We start from the raw sequence: 16,653 nt of genomic DNA, 5'->3' as shown, positions 1-16,653 counted from the left end.
GTAAACGTTTTATTACATAGGAGGTTTTAAGAATGGTACAACCTTACAAGCACGAACCATTTACAGATTTTTCGAAGGAAGAAAACCGCCAAGCCTATCTCAAGGCGTTAGAAACCGTTGAAGGTTATCTAGGACAGGACTACGACCTTGTCATCGGCGGTGAAAAGATTACAACAGAAGATAAAATTGTTTCCTACAATCCAGCTAATACAGCACAGGTTATCGGCCGTGTTTCTAAAGCGAGCAAAGACCTCGCTGAAAAAGCAATGCAGGCAGCCGTTGAAGCATTTAAAACATGGAAAAAGACAAAGCCTGAAGTTCGCGCGGATGTGCTTTTTAAAGCAGCAACCATGATTCGTCGCCGTAAAGATGAGTTTTCTGCCCTTTTAACAAAAGAAGCAGGTAAATCATGGAGAGAAGCAGATGTTGAGGTGGCAGAAGGAATCGACTTCCTTGAATATTATGGACGCCAAATGTTGGCTTTGAAAAATGGCGTACCCGTTAATAGCCGCCCAGACGAATATAACCGTTATGACTATATTCCACTTGGAGTGGGGGTTATCATTTCACCATGGAACTTCCCGTTCGCTATCATGGCAGGTACAACGGTAGCAGCCATTGTTTCTGGTAATACTGTTCTATTAAAGCCAGCTTCAACGACACCGATTGTTGCTGCTAAATTTGTTGAAGTAATGGAAGCGGCAGGTCTTCCAAAAGGCGTCTTAAACTTCGTTCCAGGAAACGGCTCTGAAGTGGGCGACTATTTAGTTGACCACAAAGATACTCGTTTCGTTAGCTTCACAGGTTCACGAGAAGTCGGACTTCGCATTTTCGAACGTTCTTCTAAATTAAACGAAGGTCAGATTTGGATGAAGCGTTTAATTGCGGAAATGGGCGGTAAAGATACCATCGTTGTTGATAGTGAAGCCGATCTTGAGCTTGCAGCACAATCCATCATGGCTTCGGCTTTCGGATTCTCCGGACAAAAATGTTCCGCATGTTCTCGTGCAGTAATTGTTGAAGATGTTTATGATCAAGTATTGAACCGTGTTGTTGAATTAACAAACCAATTAACAATTGGTGATCCTGTAGACAATTCAAATTACACGGGTCCAGTTATTGATAACAACGCCTTCAAGAAAATCATGGAATACATTGAAATTGGCAAGCAAGAAGGCAAGCTATTGGCCGGTGGTGAAGGCGATAACTCTAAAGGTTATTTCATTAAACCAACAATCATTGCCGATCTTGCTCCGAAAGCGCGTATCATGCAGGAAGAAATTTTTGGACCAGTGGTTGGTTTTACAAAAGCGAAAAATTTCGATGAAGCCATCGAAATTGCCAACAATACTGAGTATGGTTTGACAGGTGCAGTTATCACAACAAATCGTGCTCACATGGAACAAGCTCGTGAAGACTTCCATGTTGGTAACCTTTACTTTAACCGTGGCTGTACTGGAGCAATCGTTGGCTATCAGCCATTCGGCGGCTTCAACATGTCCGGAACTGACTCGAAAGCGGGTGGACCAGACTACTTACTGCTTCATATGCAGGCGAAAACAACTTCCGAAATGTATTAATTCAAACAAATACTATTCTTAGTATTAATATGAATAACAGTAAAAAAGCCTTCATCCTTAATAGGGATGAAGGCTTTTTACATTCTAATAAGTGTAATAACATTATGCAGCCAATAGTTTTTTTCCATTGTGTAAGCCTTTATCTTTCTTCATCAGTTCCCTGCAATTGTTGAAAGGAAACTATTTTGTTGTAAAAATATATATTAAGCATTAATATACTTAATATAAGTTGTATTATTAAAGGGTAAGGGTGAGCTAAGATTAAGAATGAACCTCTGTATCAACAAATAAAAAATAAAATTAAAGAGCAAATACAATCTGGTAAGTTACGAGTAGGTGACCGTGTTCCCTCAGAAAAGGAGTTAACTGAAAAATTCCATGTAAGTCAGATTACCACTAAAAATGCACTTGCAGGTCTTGCGGAAGAAGGAATAGTAGAAAGAATTAAAGGGAAAGGAACGTTTGTCTGTGAGAGCAGTCTAACGACTTCAATCAGACAACCGAATAAACCGAAAGGATTAATTGGACTTATTCTTCCTAGTATGAAAACAAGGATTGAACAAGAGTTTGTGAATAATATTGAAAAATATGTTTCCCAGACTGGTCATAATCTAATTATAAAGATAACAAGAGAGTCTCAATTTGAAGAAGCAGATGCTATCGAGATGTTTAGAGAAATGGACGTTAAGGGGATGATTATTTTTCCTACAGAAAAAGAAACCTATAATGATGCTGTGCTAAGGCTAACGCTAGATAAATTCCCCTTTGTATTAATAGACAGGTATATGGAGAATATTTTAACTTATAGTGTGACCTCTGAAAATGAAGCTGGAACTTACGAGGCTATCTCATACTTAATAAATATAGGACATAAAAATATTGGGCTTATATCCCCAATTATCACTAATACAGTGACTCACGAGAGAGCTAGAGGATTCGAAAATGCCTTTTTAAAAAGGAAAACTACCATTAATAAAAATCTATGGCTGACTTTGAGCTTCAATGAAATAGCTCAGAGTAAAACCCCAAAGTTAATTAGAGACTTTTTATTGAATAAACCTGAAATGACAGCTGTGTTTACAATGAATGCTGAGTTAGCTTTGTATACTCATTTAGCAATAAGTTCACTAAAGAAAGAAATAGGTCGGGAAATTGAATTACTAACCTTTGATCCACTAGCTATATCTGGAATTTCGTTTATAAAGCAGGATATTGCTGAATGTAGTAAAAAAACAGTTGAACTACTTTTAGAACAAATTGAAGGTACTTATAAACCCAAAAGAATTTATGTACCTGTTGAACTTAAAATAAGTGAAAGTGTAGAAATATTGGAAACTATAATAACTTAGACTATGGGTACTATATAGGACAATAAAATCGTTCAATGTAGGTATCTGTTTAAACAATAGTAAAACCCAAACGTAGACATAACCTTGTGTCGGCGGTTGGTTTTTTTTATTTGTTTGTTTTTACCTCTTTGTATAAAAGGTATATTTTATACTAATTTTAGTATATTAATGAAATGTCGGATAATTTAAAATATGAATGTAAGCACTTCCAATAACTGAATAACTTAGATTTTTAATAAGAAATTATTTAAGGAGCTATATAATATGACAGAAAAGAATATTCCGAGAAAAGAATATCCACGTCCCCAATTTGAAAGGGCAGACTGGATGAATTTAAATGGCGAATGGAACTTTAAGTTTGATAGAGAGAACCAAGGTGAAAAGGAAAAGTGGTTCAAGGAATCAAATTTTGATAAAAAAATTATTGTTCCTTTTACATATGAAACAAAAGCCAGCGGCATTGGTGAGGAAGTATTTTGTCCTAATGTCTGGTATCAAAAAAGCGTAACCATTCCTAGTGAATATGAAAAAAAGAATTTAATACTTCATTTCCAAGCGGCTGATTATATAACAAAGCTATGGGTGAACGGTACTTTTGTTGGGAAAAGAAAAGGTGGACAAATCGCTTTCTCTTTTAATATAACTGATTATTTAGATGAGAAAAATGAACTAAATATTGTTGTGAAAATTGAAGATAGTCAAAGTTGTTTCCAGCCAAGAGGAAAACAACGTTGGTTAGATGATAGTTATGAATGCTGGTATGTTCAAACAACGGGAATTTGGCAAACAGTCTGGCTTGAGTTTTTGAATGAAGCCCATGTTCAAGCAGTTAAGATAACTCCTGATATAGATACAGAATCAGTGGAGTTTGCCTATGAAGTTTCAGGAAATATTGATCCATCTTTAGTCTTGAAAACAACTATTACATTTAAAGGTGAATTAATTAAAGCATTTGAGCAAACGGTTAATCGCCCAAATCAAACAATCAAGACGAATATTGCAAGTGAGTTTCACCATTGGAGAGTGGTCCATTGGAGTCCACAAGCTCCCAATTTATATGATGTAGAATTTACTTTATACAAAAACGGTGAAGTCATAGATTCTGTAAAGTCATATTTTGGAATGAGAAAGGTTTCAATCGAGAATGGGAATGTTTTATTGAATAATATTCCACTTTATCAAAAACTTATTTTGGATCAGGGTTATTGGGAAGAGTCCCATTTAACACCACCCTCAGAGGAAGCGATAATTGAGGATATTGATCGGACAATGGAGATGGGCTTTAACGGAGTAAGGAAGCATATGAAAGTGGAAGATCAGCGCTTCCTTTATTGGGCAGATAAAAAAGGTCTACTTGTTTGGTCTGAAATGGCTGCAACCTATGAGTTTTCAGATGAGGCTGTTCAGAATTTTACAGAGGAATGGATAGAAGTTGTTAAACAACATTATAATCATCCAAGCATTATTACATGGACTCCGTTTAATGAATCATGGGGTGTGAAAAATATTTATACAAACCAAAAGCAGCAAAAGTTTACAGAGGGGATCTATCATCTTACAAAGGCTATTGATAGTATGAGACCTGTTATTGTAAATGATGGCTGGGAGCATACCATTTCAGACATTATTTCGTTACATGATTATGTAGAATATGGTGATGAATTTTTAAAACGATATATCGATAAAGAAAATGTAGTTCATAACGATATAGCATTTAATAATTTTAAACATGCGATGGCACAAGGTTATAAATATAACGGTCAGCCAATCATTATAAGTGAATATGGCGGCATTGCATTCAATTCCGAAAAAGGCTGGGGCTACGGTAATCAGGTAAAGAGCGAAGAAGAGTTCTTACATCGTTATGAATCTATTACTCAAGCAATAAAAGAAACTTCATATATTAGTGGATTTTGTTATACACAAATTACCGATGTGCAGCAAGAGGTTAACGGCTTATTAAAGGAAAATCGAGTAGCCAAAGTAGACTTAAACAAAATCAGGGCAATTAACAATAAATAATTGCCAGATTCATAATTAAGTATAATCTCCTCCGGCTGAAAATTTTAAAAATTCAGCCGAGGGTATTTATATATAGTAAAATATTTATTTAAAAGTGGAATTGCTATTAATTATACTGTATTTAATTGGGAGGGGGACAAGGTACAAGCTGTTAGGGTATCATTTTTATTTTTTAAAAAATCAGGGGGAAAACCAATGAGGAAAATATCAGTATTAATGTTCTCCATACTTTTTGTGGTTATGATGGCTTTGTCAGGCTGTAGTTCAACTAGTTCAGGCTCCGGGGGTTCTTCTTCAGCTAAAAATGAAATTGTCTATTGGAACCCGTTTACGGGGCCAGATGGTAAGAATATGGAACAAATAGTTAATGAATATAACAAGACAAATCCAAAATTCAAGATAAAAAATGTATCCATTACAGCTGATGATATGTATAAAAAGATCCCAACGGTCGTTAACTCTGGAAAAGGGATTCCTGATCTAACAATTGTCCATGCTGAGAGAATTAAACAATTTGTTGATAATGACTTATTAACCAAGTATGACGACAAATTGGCTGACTATCCTGAAATTAAAGCTGAAAACTACGTACCGGCAGGATGGAACATTGGTGATCTTAATGGAAGTAGATATAGTGTTCCATTAGATGTACACAGTTTTGTCATGTATTACAATAAAGATTTACTTGAAAAATATGCACCCCATGCACTTGATGACAACGTGATAACCTTTGATGAAATTAAAGCAGCCGGAGAATTGGCTAAAAAAGATAAAATCGTTGGTATTGGTATAACTTGGACCCGACCAATCTTTTTATCGATTTACAATCAACTTGGTGGAGATATAACTAGTGACGGTGAAACACCAACTCTTAATACTCCAGAAGCTAAGAAAGCATTAGAATTATTAAAAGGGTTAGTTGATGACAAAATTACTAACAAGGATGGAGAAGACCCAGGTAAGTTATTCAAATCCGGTAAGGCAATCTTTTTTCCAGAAGGAATCTGGATGCAAAATAGTGTAAATGAAGCGAAAAATTTAAAGTGGGGTTTAACAAGCTTCCCTCAGATTTCACCTGATAAAATTGTCAACTGGACGTCTTCTCATCAATTCGTTATGTTTAAGGACAAAAATCGATCTGAAGAGAAGACAAAGGGAATAATGGATTTCCTTGATTATGTCAGAGAAAATTCACTTCCATGGGCTAAAGCTGGCCAAAACCCTGCAGCATTAGCGACATTAGAAAATCCTGAATATCAAAACTTACCACAATCATTTTTAGTGAAAAATCCTGAAATGCAAAATACTCTTAAAATCTTTGATTATAAGTACAATGGTTTTGTAGCCGAAGAAGTTGATAAATTAGTTGGTGATGCGATATATGGAAAATTGAATATTGATAAAGGACTAAAAGCGGCTCAAAAAGCAGTTGAGGATAAAATATCGACAAATAATAAAAAATAAAATTGCTAGAAATTAGTTTATTAATATTGGGTGTTAGCAGAATTATAGAGAAATCCTTATAAGAGCATAAGGATTTCTCTCTCTATTCGATAACGTAAGAATAGGAGTTAAAAATTTATGATAAATACTGGAGTGAACAAGGAATTAAGTATGTCTGCAGGTATAGAAAAACATTCGGGTAAAAACCGTATTAATCTTTCTCCATATCTTTACATCGGACCACATCTAATATTATTTGCAATTTTTTTTCTTTTCCCCACTGTATATGGTATTTATATTTCATTTACCAACTGGGATCTAATAGGAGATCCCGAATTTGTAGGGTTTGCTAATTATAAAGAAATATTGTTTAATCAAGAATCTACATTTTATGATCAACTACGTATCGGATTGGGAAATACTTTCAAGTTTGTGCTTTTTACAGTTCCAGCTTGCATTATTGTTCCTTTGCTTTTAGCTGCAGGCCTTAACACTAAACCGAAGGGGATGAAGTTTTTTCAAGCATTATTCTACATGCCCACTTTGTTCTCCGTTTCTGCCGTAATGATTATTTTTTCCATGCTTTATAGTGTTTCTTTTGGACCACTTAATCATTATCTTAATGTAGAAACGAACTGGCTCGCTACCCAGCCATATGCTTGGATTACATTAGTGACTGTTACTGTTTGGTGGACAATCGGTGCGAATATGATTATTTATCAGGCCGCTCTTAACGGTATTTCAAAAGATTTATATGAGGCTGCCTCTATGGATGGGGCAAATAGTATACAAAGATTCTTTAGAATCACTTTACCTAGCATAAGAGCTCAAATATTATATACTGTTGTCATTACAACAATCGCACAATTTAATGTATATGGACAACCCCTTATGTTAACAAAAGGAGGACCAACAAGCTCAACTACAGTTTTGTTAATGTACATTCAAGAGAACGCATTTGGTTCTGGAATTTCCATTGCTGGTATTGGGGCAGCACTGGCTGTAATCCTAGGTTTATGTATTATGGCTGTTTCTGCCATCCAATTCTTCTTTTTAAGACAACGTGATTAGGAGGTGCTTACCTTGGAGAAAAAAAGAATTTCAAAAATTGTTGCTGTAATCTTTTTACTTTTAATGGTGTTTATTTGGATTGTCCCTGTCCTGTATACAATGATCACTTCCTTCAAAAGTGAGGCAGATATTCAAACAAATGCTTTTACGATTTTACCTATTAATTGGGTTATTGGTAATTACCAGGATGTCCTCTTTGGTAACACAAGTGCTCCAGTTGCCAAATGGTTTTTGAACTCGCTTATTATATCGGTATCACAAACAGTATTAGTATTAGTAATCGTTTCATTAGCTGGTTATGGATATTCAAGAATGAAATTTAAGGGAAGAGATGCTATCTTTGTCTTTTTAATGGCAACGATGATGTTCCCAGCAGTCGTAAATCTTATTCCACTCTATAAAATTATTGATACATTGGGTTGGGTAAATAATTATTTAGCGGCGATTGTTCCAGGGGCAGCTGGAGTATTTAATATTTTTCTCATAAGACAGTTTATGCAGGGGATTCCTAAGGAATTTGATGAATCTGCGAGAGTGGATGGTGCCTCTGATTTCCAAATATTCTTTAAGTTGATCTTGCCATTGATAAGACCTGTATTGACTGTTGTAGCATTGTTTACATTTACAGCCTCCTGGAATGACTTCTTATGGCCATCTATTGTGTTTAATGATGTTGAAAAAATGCCAATTACACCAGGATTACAATTACTCCAGGGGATGTATGCACTAGATGTAGCTCATGCTTTAACTGGAGCACTGGTAGCAATTGTTCCAACATTTATTCTATATTTGTTCACTCAAAAATATTTTATGGAATCACTCTCCTTGTCATCCGGTGTTAAAGGATAATTAAAAACAAATTCTGCCTGTTAAGGAGGCTTAATGGTGAATAGAAAGCTCGAGAGAAGATTACTTATGGTCGGTTCTACATGGCAAATAGTCTCAGGTCTCCTTACCATTTTTGTTTATGCATCATATATAAAAAATGAAGGATTGAACTCCTCATATAACACTCTAGCAAAACTTGAGGCTGCACAATCCATTTTTGGCAGTTTGTATATGTTTTCGGTTACCTTTGGGATGCTATTTGTTATTCTGGGAATTTTAAACTTTGTTTTAGCGAAAACATTGAAGGACGATAAAGCGGAAGTAAAGAAACCTATCTGGTTTATTCTATTAGGGTTTGCTTCCTATTTGGTGATGGACCTTTTAGGATGTTTGCTGTTTCTATCGGCAGGAATTTTAGCGTTAGCTAAAAATAAATCAATCTCAAAGATGGTAAACTATCAATTTCAAAAGCAATAATATAAATAGTAGTCCTGCTAATTCAGTCACTATGGACTTATAGAAAATCAATAGTATATAACCAAAGGAAAGTTTACCTTCTATCCTTTCTTTTGGTTATAGGGTGATTTTTTTTTGCCTGTTTTTAACGTTGATTGGTTGCTAAGAGAATATAAAGGAGGAGATTTTTCTGAAAAAGTTTGTAACGACGATCGTTTTGGCTGGCTTTCTATTTTCCATCCCCTTATCGGCCTTTGCCTACAGTAACCCCCTTAGATTATCAAATTCTTGGAATTGGGATACAGGCGTGTTTTATGGAGAAGGAGATCCCTATATTTTAAAACACAACGGTATTTATTATCTTTATGTCAGTACGGTGGATGATAAGAGTGGAGTAAAAGCTTGGAAGTCTGAAGATTTGGTTAATTGGGAGTACGGTGGATTGGTGACGGAGGAGCCTACAACAAAGGCTGCCTATGCCCCTGAGGTTGTTTATTGGAATGGTGATTTTTATATGTACACATCACCTGGGGGACATGGGCATTATGTGTACAAAAGCTCCAATCCATTAGGTCCCTTTGTGAAGCAAACCGAAAACCTGGGCATGGGAATTGATGGACATGTGTTTATTGATGATGATGGAAAATGGTATTTCTACAGTACGGGCGATCGAAGAATTGATGCACGTCCAATGACAGATCCCTATACCTTTGGTCAAGTATCAAACACAGGGGCAGAAATGAATGGCTGGACAGAAGGACCAACCGTTTTAAAAAGAAATAGTAAATATTATATGACCTATACAGGCAATCACGTATGGAATAAAGCATATCGGGTTGATTATTCAAGCAGTGATAGTCCGATTACTGGTTTTTCTCATAACCTTGACCAAAATCCGATTTTGATAAATTCGGAAGGATCGAATGTAGGACTTGGGCACAATTCTGTCGTTAGAGGTCCAGATCTTGACTCTGAGTATATGGTGTATCATAGTCATGCGAATCCAGGACGATATATGAATCTAGATCGAATCGCTTGGAATGGCGAAAAGATGCTTGTTCTTGGTCCTACGACTTCAGAACAGCCAAACCCGGACTTACCCGATTTTAGTGAACGTTTCACACAATCATCATTTACTGAAAATTGGGAAAATAAAAACAGAGGAAGCTGGGGTGTTGCTTCAGATATGCCTGGTTGGCTCCAACAAACGACAATAGAAAATACCCATTCATTTAAACAATTGACGAAGGCTTCTACTTTATCAGACTACACTGCAGAATTCAATATGAAAGCGATTGAACAAGGAGCGAAAGGTGATCCACAATTAGGAGCAGTTTTCTCTTATAAGGATGAAAACAACTACGGCTTAGCGGTGTTAAATCCTAAGAAAAATCAATTAGAATCTTCCTTTATCGTAAACGGGGTCAAACAAAGCAGTGAAGCGACGGACCTGCCTAAGGGCTATGATTATTCAAAGCTCCATCAATTACGAGTAGAGAAGTCTTCTACCACTTATAAGATTTTCGTAGATGGAATGCAGAAGCAAACACGCAAAATAGCTGGGCTAAACGGAGGAAAAATTGGATATATTACTTCTAATCTTCATGCGGCATTTGGCTATACTGCATTCAGTAATAAAGTGAACGGAAGTAATGTATTTAATGCATATAAACCTTTACCGGGAAAGATCGAAGCTGTTCACTATAATACAGGCGGTGAAGGAGTAGGCTTTCATGATTCAACTGCAAAGAATACTAGCAATCTTTATAGAAGAGATTCTGTTGATATTAAAGTGAATTCTGAAGGTGGATATAACGTAAGCTTGAATAAACCTGGTGAATGGTTCAACTACAATGCCAATGTTGCTGAAGACGCTACTTACAATGTAGACCTAAGAGTTTCAGCCTCGAGCGATGATGCCCAAGTAAAATTAGTGTTAGATGACTCGATTGATTTGACAGGTGCATTAAATATTCCAAAAACAGATGAGTGGAAAACATTCTCGATTGAGGGCATTGATTTACCAAAAGGCAAGCATTCGATAAAAATAGTCGTTAACGATGGAACGTTTGATTTAGCCAATATGAATTTTCAAAAATATAAAGAAGTAAAACAAGTGATTTCAGATTTTAATGATGGAAATAGTGATGGCTGGGAGGAAATAGAAGGATATTGGACGGTTAAAACAAATAAACCCAGCGCTTTTGATGCATACAAACCTATACCAGGTTCAATTAGTGCCGCATACTATATAACTGGCGGTGAAGGGATAGCCTATCATGAAACAACAGCTGAAAATATTGGTGGAGTATTAAGAGGAGATGCTGTCGATATCCGTAACAATCCAAAAGGCGGTACTGCTGTTGGATGGAATCAAACAGGAGAATGGTTTAAATACAATGTCGCAATAAAAGAAACAGGTCTCTATAATGTTCAATTAAATACAGCAACAACATTTCATTCGGCAAAGGTTCGTTTATGGTTAGATGATAAAACAGATTTAACCGGTGTGTTAGATGTCCCCAACACAGGTGATTGGAATAATTGGCAGCCTGTTATTAAAGAAGGGATTACATTGCCGGAGGGTGAGCATACGATTAAGGTTGAGATCGTAGAAGGAGAATTTGATTTTACTAGTCTTGATTTTACATCGTTTGATATTCATAAACCAGTGCCAGGTATCATTGAAGCTGCTGAATACAATCTAGGTGGTGAAGGTGTAGGCTACCATGATAACACTGTGGGGAATAGTGGAGGAAAATATCGAGCCGATTCTGTCGATATCCGAGTGAATCCGGAAGGTGGTTTCGCAGTTACCTCCAATCAAACAGGTGAATGGCTGGCATATGACATAAACATTGAAGAAGAAGGAACATATGGTTTAGATTTACTTACATCAGCAATCAAAGATGGAGGAAAAGCAAAGCTCCTTTTAGATGATACAATTGATGTAACAGGAGAAATGACCATACCAAATACAGGTGATTGGAATAATTGGAAAAGCGTTCCATCGGGAGACGTTTCATTACCAGCTGGAAAACACAATTTAAAGCTAGTAACTCTTCAAGGAGAATTTGATGTTTCTAGATTAACACTTCACAGGTTTGACAATCATAAGAAGCTTCCAGGAAAAATCATGGCGGCTGATTATATTACAGGTGGAGAAGGTATTGGTTATCACGATAATTCTCCTGTAAATATCGGTGGTAAATATAGAAGAGATTCAGTAGATATTCGCGTTAATCCTGAAGGTGGTTATAATGTTGGCTGGAATCAAGCGGGAGAATGGTTAAAATATAACGTCGATATTGAAAAAGAGGACAAATATCAAGTAGCCATCAGAATTGCAACTGATTTAGAGGGAAATCAAATTAGGCTTTGGCTTGATGATACTGTTGATTTAACAGGTATCATAGATGTGCCAAAAACAGGCGGCTGGGATAACTGGGAAAATGTCATTAAAGAAAATATCTTTTTACCCGCTGGCAAACATACGATTAAGGCGGAAATGGTAAAGGGTGAATTTGACTTTAGAAGTATTGATTTTACTTTAGATAAAGGAGAAAAACCACCGGCAACTGAAGGGGAATATAGTGCAGCACCAGGTACCTTTGCGAAATCTGTAATCGGAGATAATAAGTGGAAGGATTATACGGTTGAAGCAGATATTAATATTGGAGCCGGGACAGGTGACGGCGGCTTAATTTTTAGAGTAAATAATCCAGCCAATGGGATTGAACTTGGTCAAAATAATCCTAATTTTATGCAAGGATATCTTGCGTATATCAATAAAGATGGTGTTCATTTAGGAAAATTTAATTTTTATTGGTCGTACCTAAAAGGTGCAAAAATCAGTGCTCCTCTAAATACATGGCAGCATATAAAAGTTGTTGCAAAAGGAACCAATATTAAGATATTTGTTGGTGATATGGATAATCCTAAAATAGATTATACCGATAATAGCAGCACAGCATTTACACAAGGAAAAGTAGGACTTAGATCAAACTATAATTTTACGAGATTTGATAATTTTCATGTGAAACCAATAGAAACGAGTCACAAAACAATTTTGAAATTGCTTGATAAATACAATGCTTCTGGAGAAATAAATCACAGTTTATATAAACAATTAAGCAATAAACTAGAACAGTCAAATCATCATATGGAAAATGGCCATATTGAACAGTCCTTAAAACATTTAAATGATTTTCAAGAATTGCTTGATAAAGCAAAAGGAGATTATGTATCTAAACGTGCAAAGGAAGAATTATTGTCAGATGTAGATAGATTAATAAGAGAATTAAAACAAAAAGGTAAATCTTAGATGTCTGCCATTTTTATAAAATGAGTAGCGTTTTGTACTTAACGATAAAATCAATTCAAAGATAGTCATTATAAGCCAATATGGAGGTGCTAATTATGGAAACGCAAACCCACCATATCATTACGAGTCAAAAAAGTGAAATGTTTATGAATCCCCTGCTTGAAAGTGGCCCGGATCCTTATATTTATAAACATACAGACGGGTACTATTATTTAACCATTACTTTATCTGATCATATAGCCATTTGGAAGTGTCCGACCATCACAGGAATTTCGACAACAGAGAAAAAAATAATATGGTCACCTCCAGCAGAAGGTCCATATAGCCACAATATTTGGGCACCTGAAATACACTTTATTAACGGGAAATGGTTCATTTATTTTACTGCCAATGATGGTGGTGGTGATGATACTCGGCAAATCTATGTACTTGAAAATTCTTCGCAAAATCCATTGCTGGGCAAGTGGCATTTCAGGGGTGCAGTGAATACCGATCATCCTGGTTTAGATGGAACCGTTCTTCAGCATAAGGATGAGTTATATTTTCTATACTCAGGATATGGATATTTTCCTGATTATGGTTCAGCACTTTACATGGCAAAAATGGAAAACCCGTGGACACTAATAGGTGAAAACATATTACTATCGGCTCCGGCGGATGAATGGGAGAAACAAGGTGGAATGGCAATAAATGAAGGTCCAATAATTCTAAAACGGAACGGTAAAATTTTTCTCGTTTTTTCTGCAAGTGCAACATGGTCTGATGACTATTGCTTAGGGATGCTTACAGCAAGTGAAACGGCGAACCTTCTTGATCCTGATTCTTGGGTAAAACATCCGGGACCCGTTTTCTCGAAAAGTGTAAAAAACCGAGTATTTTCCCCTGGGCATAATAGCTTTACTCAATCCCCAGACGGAACTGAGGACTGGATCGTCTACCACGCATTTTCGTTTTCGGAGGATGAAGGAGACCATGGTCTGGGAAGGCTTCGGAATCCAAGGGTTCAAAAAATCAATTGGAAACCAGATGGTACCCCTAATTTTGGTACTCCACTACCAGCCTATACCCCGATGGTCAAACCTTCTGGAGAAGTGTAGACTTTATGTTTAAAAGCAGGAGGGAGTTCTCCTCCTAACTGTCTACCCCACACGGACAAATGTCCGCGAGGGGTGTCAGGCACCAACTTCCAAAAAAATGTATTGGTTTATGCGTTCAAAAACCCCTATTCGACTTTATTAGGGGTTTTTTTGGTTTATTTTTTTGGCACATTTATAACAAATGGTACTGTGAAGACTTTACCATTGTGTTTAAATTGTCCCCAAACTTTATAAACGCCAGCTTCCGGGAAAATCGTCATAAAGATAACACTCGGTCCATTTCCTGAAGTGGTCATTGGATGAATGTGCAAGTATTTTTCGGCATCCGCACTGATGGCAACCGTATGACCCATCGCCCCTAAATAGGGCTGCAGATTTTTTATCGGTTTGTTTGTTTTTGCATCCGTGATGGTAAACGTCATATGTAGCGTCTTTCCGGCAGCAAGTTGGCTAAATGTGAGTGTCACTTTTTTGCCATCAACCACTTTGGTAAACGTCTTATCCGGAGTTAGCGGTTCTTCCTTCGCAGGCTCTCCTTCAATATGAACCCAGTGAGTTTCCACGCTGCTATCGCCGCCTCCTTTTGGGGTTGACTCAGCAATAATCTTATAGTCTCCTCCAGCAGGGAAGCTGGTCGTAATATTAAATTTTCCATTCCCTTCATACTTAGGGTGGATGTGGGAAAAATAAGCTAAATCTTTACTAACGATAAATAAATGCATTTTTTTCTCGTGAACCGTTTCAAATGTTTTAATCGGTTTACCTGCCTTATCCATTATTAAAATGGAAATCGGAATTTTCACGTTAGCTTGCGGTTGGTCTGTTAATGTCCATTCGGATTTAGTTGGAACCACATCGGTAGGGGTGGCACTCATTTTATGATCCATTGTCGACTTAGGGACTTTTATTGAATTGCAGGCAGTTAGAAATACAACTGATAATAGTAAAATGCTAATAACAATTTGCTTCATGGAACATTCTCCTCTCCAATCATCGTCCATTACTCTAATGTACATTACCGGATTCAGCCAGTGCAAGAATTTACTGTAAATTAATAGCCAATTTTTCTAAAATTAATGTTAGAATAAGGATTGAAGTTAGAAAAATGAAACATTTTAACTAGGAAATTCGTCTTCTAAAATGAAAGTTGGCAGCAAGCGAATTCTGTTACTATCTTAATATCATGCAGTTTTTGGAGGAAGGCATTTTGATACCGTTATATTTATTGCATGTTACAGCGGTCCAGCATAGTGAGAGTATGCTTTGGACATTTTTGACCTGTAACGTCTTTGTCGTCACAGCAGGAATTGTATTTATGTATAAATTATTCACCCAAAAAAAAGTCCGAAATGCCGGAATCGTGTTCGGTATCGCCATAGCGATTAATTATATCCTAATCGCCATTTTGGGGGATCCATTTGACTTATTAGGATAAGGTCAGGAGAGGGGATGATGAACTTGAAATATTATCGATTATGGGTAATCGCCTTTTTATTAAAATTTATTGGTTCTGCCTGGGATGCATCGTATCACTTTAAATATTTGTTTGAGGAATATTCCATTCCCCATATTGTTAATACACTTGGATTTGTACTGGGGGGATATTTGTTATTTAAAGAGTGGCGGCGCTCTACTTACATGGACGCATTTTCAAGAAATCTAATTACGATTGGCTATGTTTTATTTTTAATTGGAATCCCCTTAGATTTTACCTATCATATTGCCTATGGAATTGATTTAACAACGTGGAGCCCGACCCATTTTATTTATTACATTGCAACGGGTATTATGATATTTGGAGTTTGGCGCGGTTACTACATGTTCACTAGAGATGTAAAGCCGACCTGGAAGTCGATGCATACTTGGTTCGCGATGTTTTTACTTGAATGTTTGATGTTCCCAAATATGCAGCAGGAAAATGGGGCGATTTCCTATGACCAATACATGCAGGGAAAATCGATTGCCTCACCTGAAATTCTCGAACTCATCTCTGACCCGGCGTCACAAATTTTTGGCGGGATTCCGGAGTGGGTTTACCCGATTTATTCAGTGCTAATGGTTGCACTGCTGACAGTCTTTATCATTCGAATTTTTCGAGACTTTACTATACCTGTCATGGCCGCGGCGTTATATATTTTATTAAGATTTGTCGGTAAAGGTATTTTTGCGGCAGTTGGTTATCCAACATCTTATGTACCAATTACACTAATACTGATTCCACTGTGCTATTTATTGTTTAGAAAAATGAACTGGCTGGCCGGGCTGGCAGGCAGTTTAGGTTATTTCCTTATTCTGTATGGCATCCATCAATCAGGCTGGCTGATTACACCGCCGCTCGTATTGTGGGAGCTTGTTCCGGTTGTGCTAGTGGGTGTCCTAATTCCGGTAATAAGTAAGCTTGTCAAACCGATTCCGCTGGTGAAAAAGAATAGGCAGCCGGCATAATAACAAGAAGGTGTCTCCAATGGAGGCACCTTCTTTTT

At 36.7% G+C, this 16,653-nt stretch carries 12 protein-coding genes; 11 read left to right on the top strand and 1 reads right to left on the bottom strand.

Annotated elements, in window-relative coordinates:
• Positions 1 to 32 precede the first annotated feature (32 nt).
• From pruA to ACFVSW_RS08365, 9 genes are all read left to right on the top strand, one after another.
• Positions 33 to 1,580: an L-glutamate gamma-semialdehyde dehydrogenase gene (pruA, locus tag ACFVSW_RS08405; protein WP_387314571.1), complete on the top strand. Its 1,548-nt coding sequence runs from the start codon at positions 33 to 35 to the stop codon at positions 1,578 to 1,580.
• 260 nt (positions 1,581 to 1,840) lie between these two features.
• A complete protein-coding gene (locus tag ACFVSW_RS08400; protein WP_387314651.1) occupies positions 1,841 to 2,929 on the top strand; it encodes a GntR family transcriptional regulator in 1,089 nt (362 codons plus the stop codon).
• Between the two features lie 264 nt (positions 2,930 to 3,193).
• Complete coding sequence (locus ACFVSW_RS08395) at positions 3,194 to 4,951, top strand: glycoside hydrolase family 2 protein (RefSeq protein ID WP_387314568.1); 1,758 nt, start codon at positions 3,194 to 3,196, stop codon at positions 4,949 to 4,951.
• A 195-nt stretch (positions 4,952 to 5,146) separates the two neighbouring features.
• Positions 5,147 to 6,415: an extracellular solute-binding protein gene (locus ACFVSW_RS08390; protein WP_387314565.1), complete on the top strand. Its 1,269-nt coding sequence runs from the start codon at positions 5,147 to 5,149 to the stop codon at positions 6,413 to 6,415.
• 117 nt (positions 6,416 to 6,532) lie between these two features.
• Positions 6,533 to 7,465: a carbohydrate ABC transporter permease gene (locus tag ACFVSW_RS08385; RefSeq protein WP_387314562.1), complete on the top strand. Its 933-nt coding sequence runs from the start codon at positions 6,533 to 6,535 to the stop codon at positions 7,463 to 7,465.
• 12 nt (positions 7,466 to 7,477) lie between these two features.
• Positions 7,478 to 8,314 carry a carbohydrate ABC transporter permease gene (locus ACFVSW_RS08380; RefSeq protein ID WP_387314559.1) on the top strand — a complete coding sequence of 279 codons (837 nt, stop codon included), beginning with the start codon at positions 7,478 to 7,480 and terminating at the stop codon, positions 8,312 to 8,314.
• Positions 8,315 to 8,350: 36 nt separating this feature from the next.
• Entirely contained in the window at positions 8,351 to 8,770 is a 420-nt protein-coding gene (locus ACFVSW_RS08375; protein ID WP_387314557.1) for a hypothetical protein, read from the top strand.
• 286 nt (positions 8,771 to 9,056) lie between these two features.
• Positions 9,057 to 13,073, top strand: a complete 4,017-nt coding sequence (locus ACFVSW_RS08370) for a carbohydrate-binding protein (RefSeq protein ID WP_387314555.1) — start codon at positions 9,057 to 9,059, stop codon at positions 13,071 to 13,073.
• Between the two features lie 95 nt (positions 13,074 to 13,168).
• A complete protein-coding gene (locus tag ACFVSW_RS08365) occupies positions 13,169 to 14,170 on the top strand; it encodes a glycoside hydrolase family 43 protein (RefSeq protein ID WP_387314553.1) in 1,002 nt (333 codons plus the stop codon).
• A 155-nt stretch (positions 14,171 to 14,325) separates the two neighbouring features.
• Here ACFVSW_RS08365 and ACFVSW_RS08360 read toward each other — a convergent pair whose 3' ends face one another.
• Positions 14,326 to 15,141: a hypothetical protein gene (locus ACFVSW_RS08360; protein WP_387314550.1), complete on the bottom strand. Its 816-nt coding sequence runs from the start codon at positions 15,139 to 15,141 to the stop codon at positions 14,326 to 14,328.
• Between the two features lie 236 nt (positions 15,142 to 15,377).
• Between ACFVSW_RS08360 and ACFVSW_RS08355 the strand changes: the two genes are divergently transcribed.
• Together ACFVSW_RS08355 and ACFVSW_RS08350 are read left to right on the top strand one after the other, a co-directional pair.
• Positions 15,378 to 15,605: a hypothetical protein gene (locus tag ACFVSW_RS08355; protein WP_387314548.1), complete on the top strand. Its 228-nt coding sequence runs from the start codon at positions 15,378 to 15,380 to the stop codon at positions 15,603 to 15,605.
• A 17-nt stretch (positions 15,606 to 15,622) separates the two neighbouring features.
• Positions 15,623 to 16,615, top strand: a complete 993-nt coding sequence (locus ACFVSW_RS08350) for a hypothetical protein (RefSeq protein ID WP_387314545.1) — start codon at positions 15,623 to 15,625, stop codon at positions 16,613 to 16,615.
• The last annotated feature ends 38 nt before the right edge of the window (positions 16,616 to 16,653 follow it).

Source organism: Neobacillus sp. NPDC058068, from assembly GCF_042885335.1.
Classification (GTDB): domain Bacteria; phylum Bacillota; class Bacilli; order Bacillales; family Cytobacillaceae; genus Neobacillus.
The sequence above is the reverse complement of the archived record's forward strand: the minus strand, read 5'-3'. Positions and strand labels throughout refer to the sequence as shown.

Coding starts and splice junctions, on each gene's coding strand:
- pruA (WP_387314571.1), top strand. CDS start 33: ATGGTACAACCTTACAAGCACGAACCATTTACAGATTTTTCGAAGGAA.
- ACFVSW_RS08395 (WP_387314568.1), top strand. CDS start 3,194: ATGACAGAAAAGAATATTCCGAGAAAAGAATATCCACGTCCCCAATTT.
- ACFVSW_RS08390 (WP_387314565.1), top strand. CDS start 5,147: ATGAGGAAAATATCAGTATTAATGTTCTCCATACTTTTTGTGGTTATG.
- ACFVSW_RS08385 (WP_387314562.1), top strand. CDS start 6,533: ATGATAAATACTGGAGTGAACAAGGAATTAAGTATGTCTGCAGGTATA.
- ACFVSW_RS08365 (WP_387314553.1), top strand. CDS start 13,169: ATGGAAACGCAAACCCACCATATCATTACGAGTCAAAAAAGTGAAATG.
- ACFVSW_RS08360 (WP_387314550.1), bottom strand. CDS start 15,141: ATGAAGCAAATTGTTATTAGCATTTTACTATTATCAGTTGTATTTCTA.
- ACFVSW_RS08350 (WP_387314545.1), top strand. CDS start 15,623: ATGAACTTGAAATATTATCGATTATGGGTAATCGCCTTTTTATTAAAA.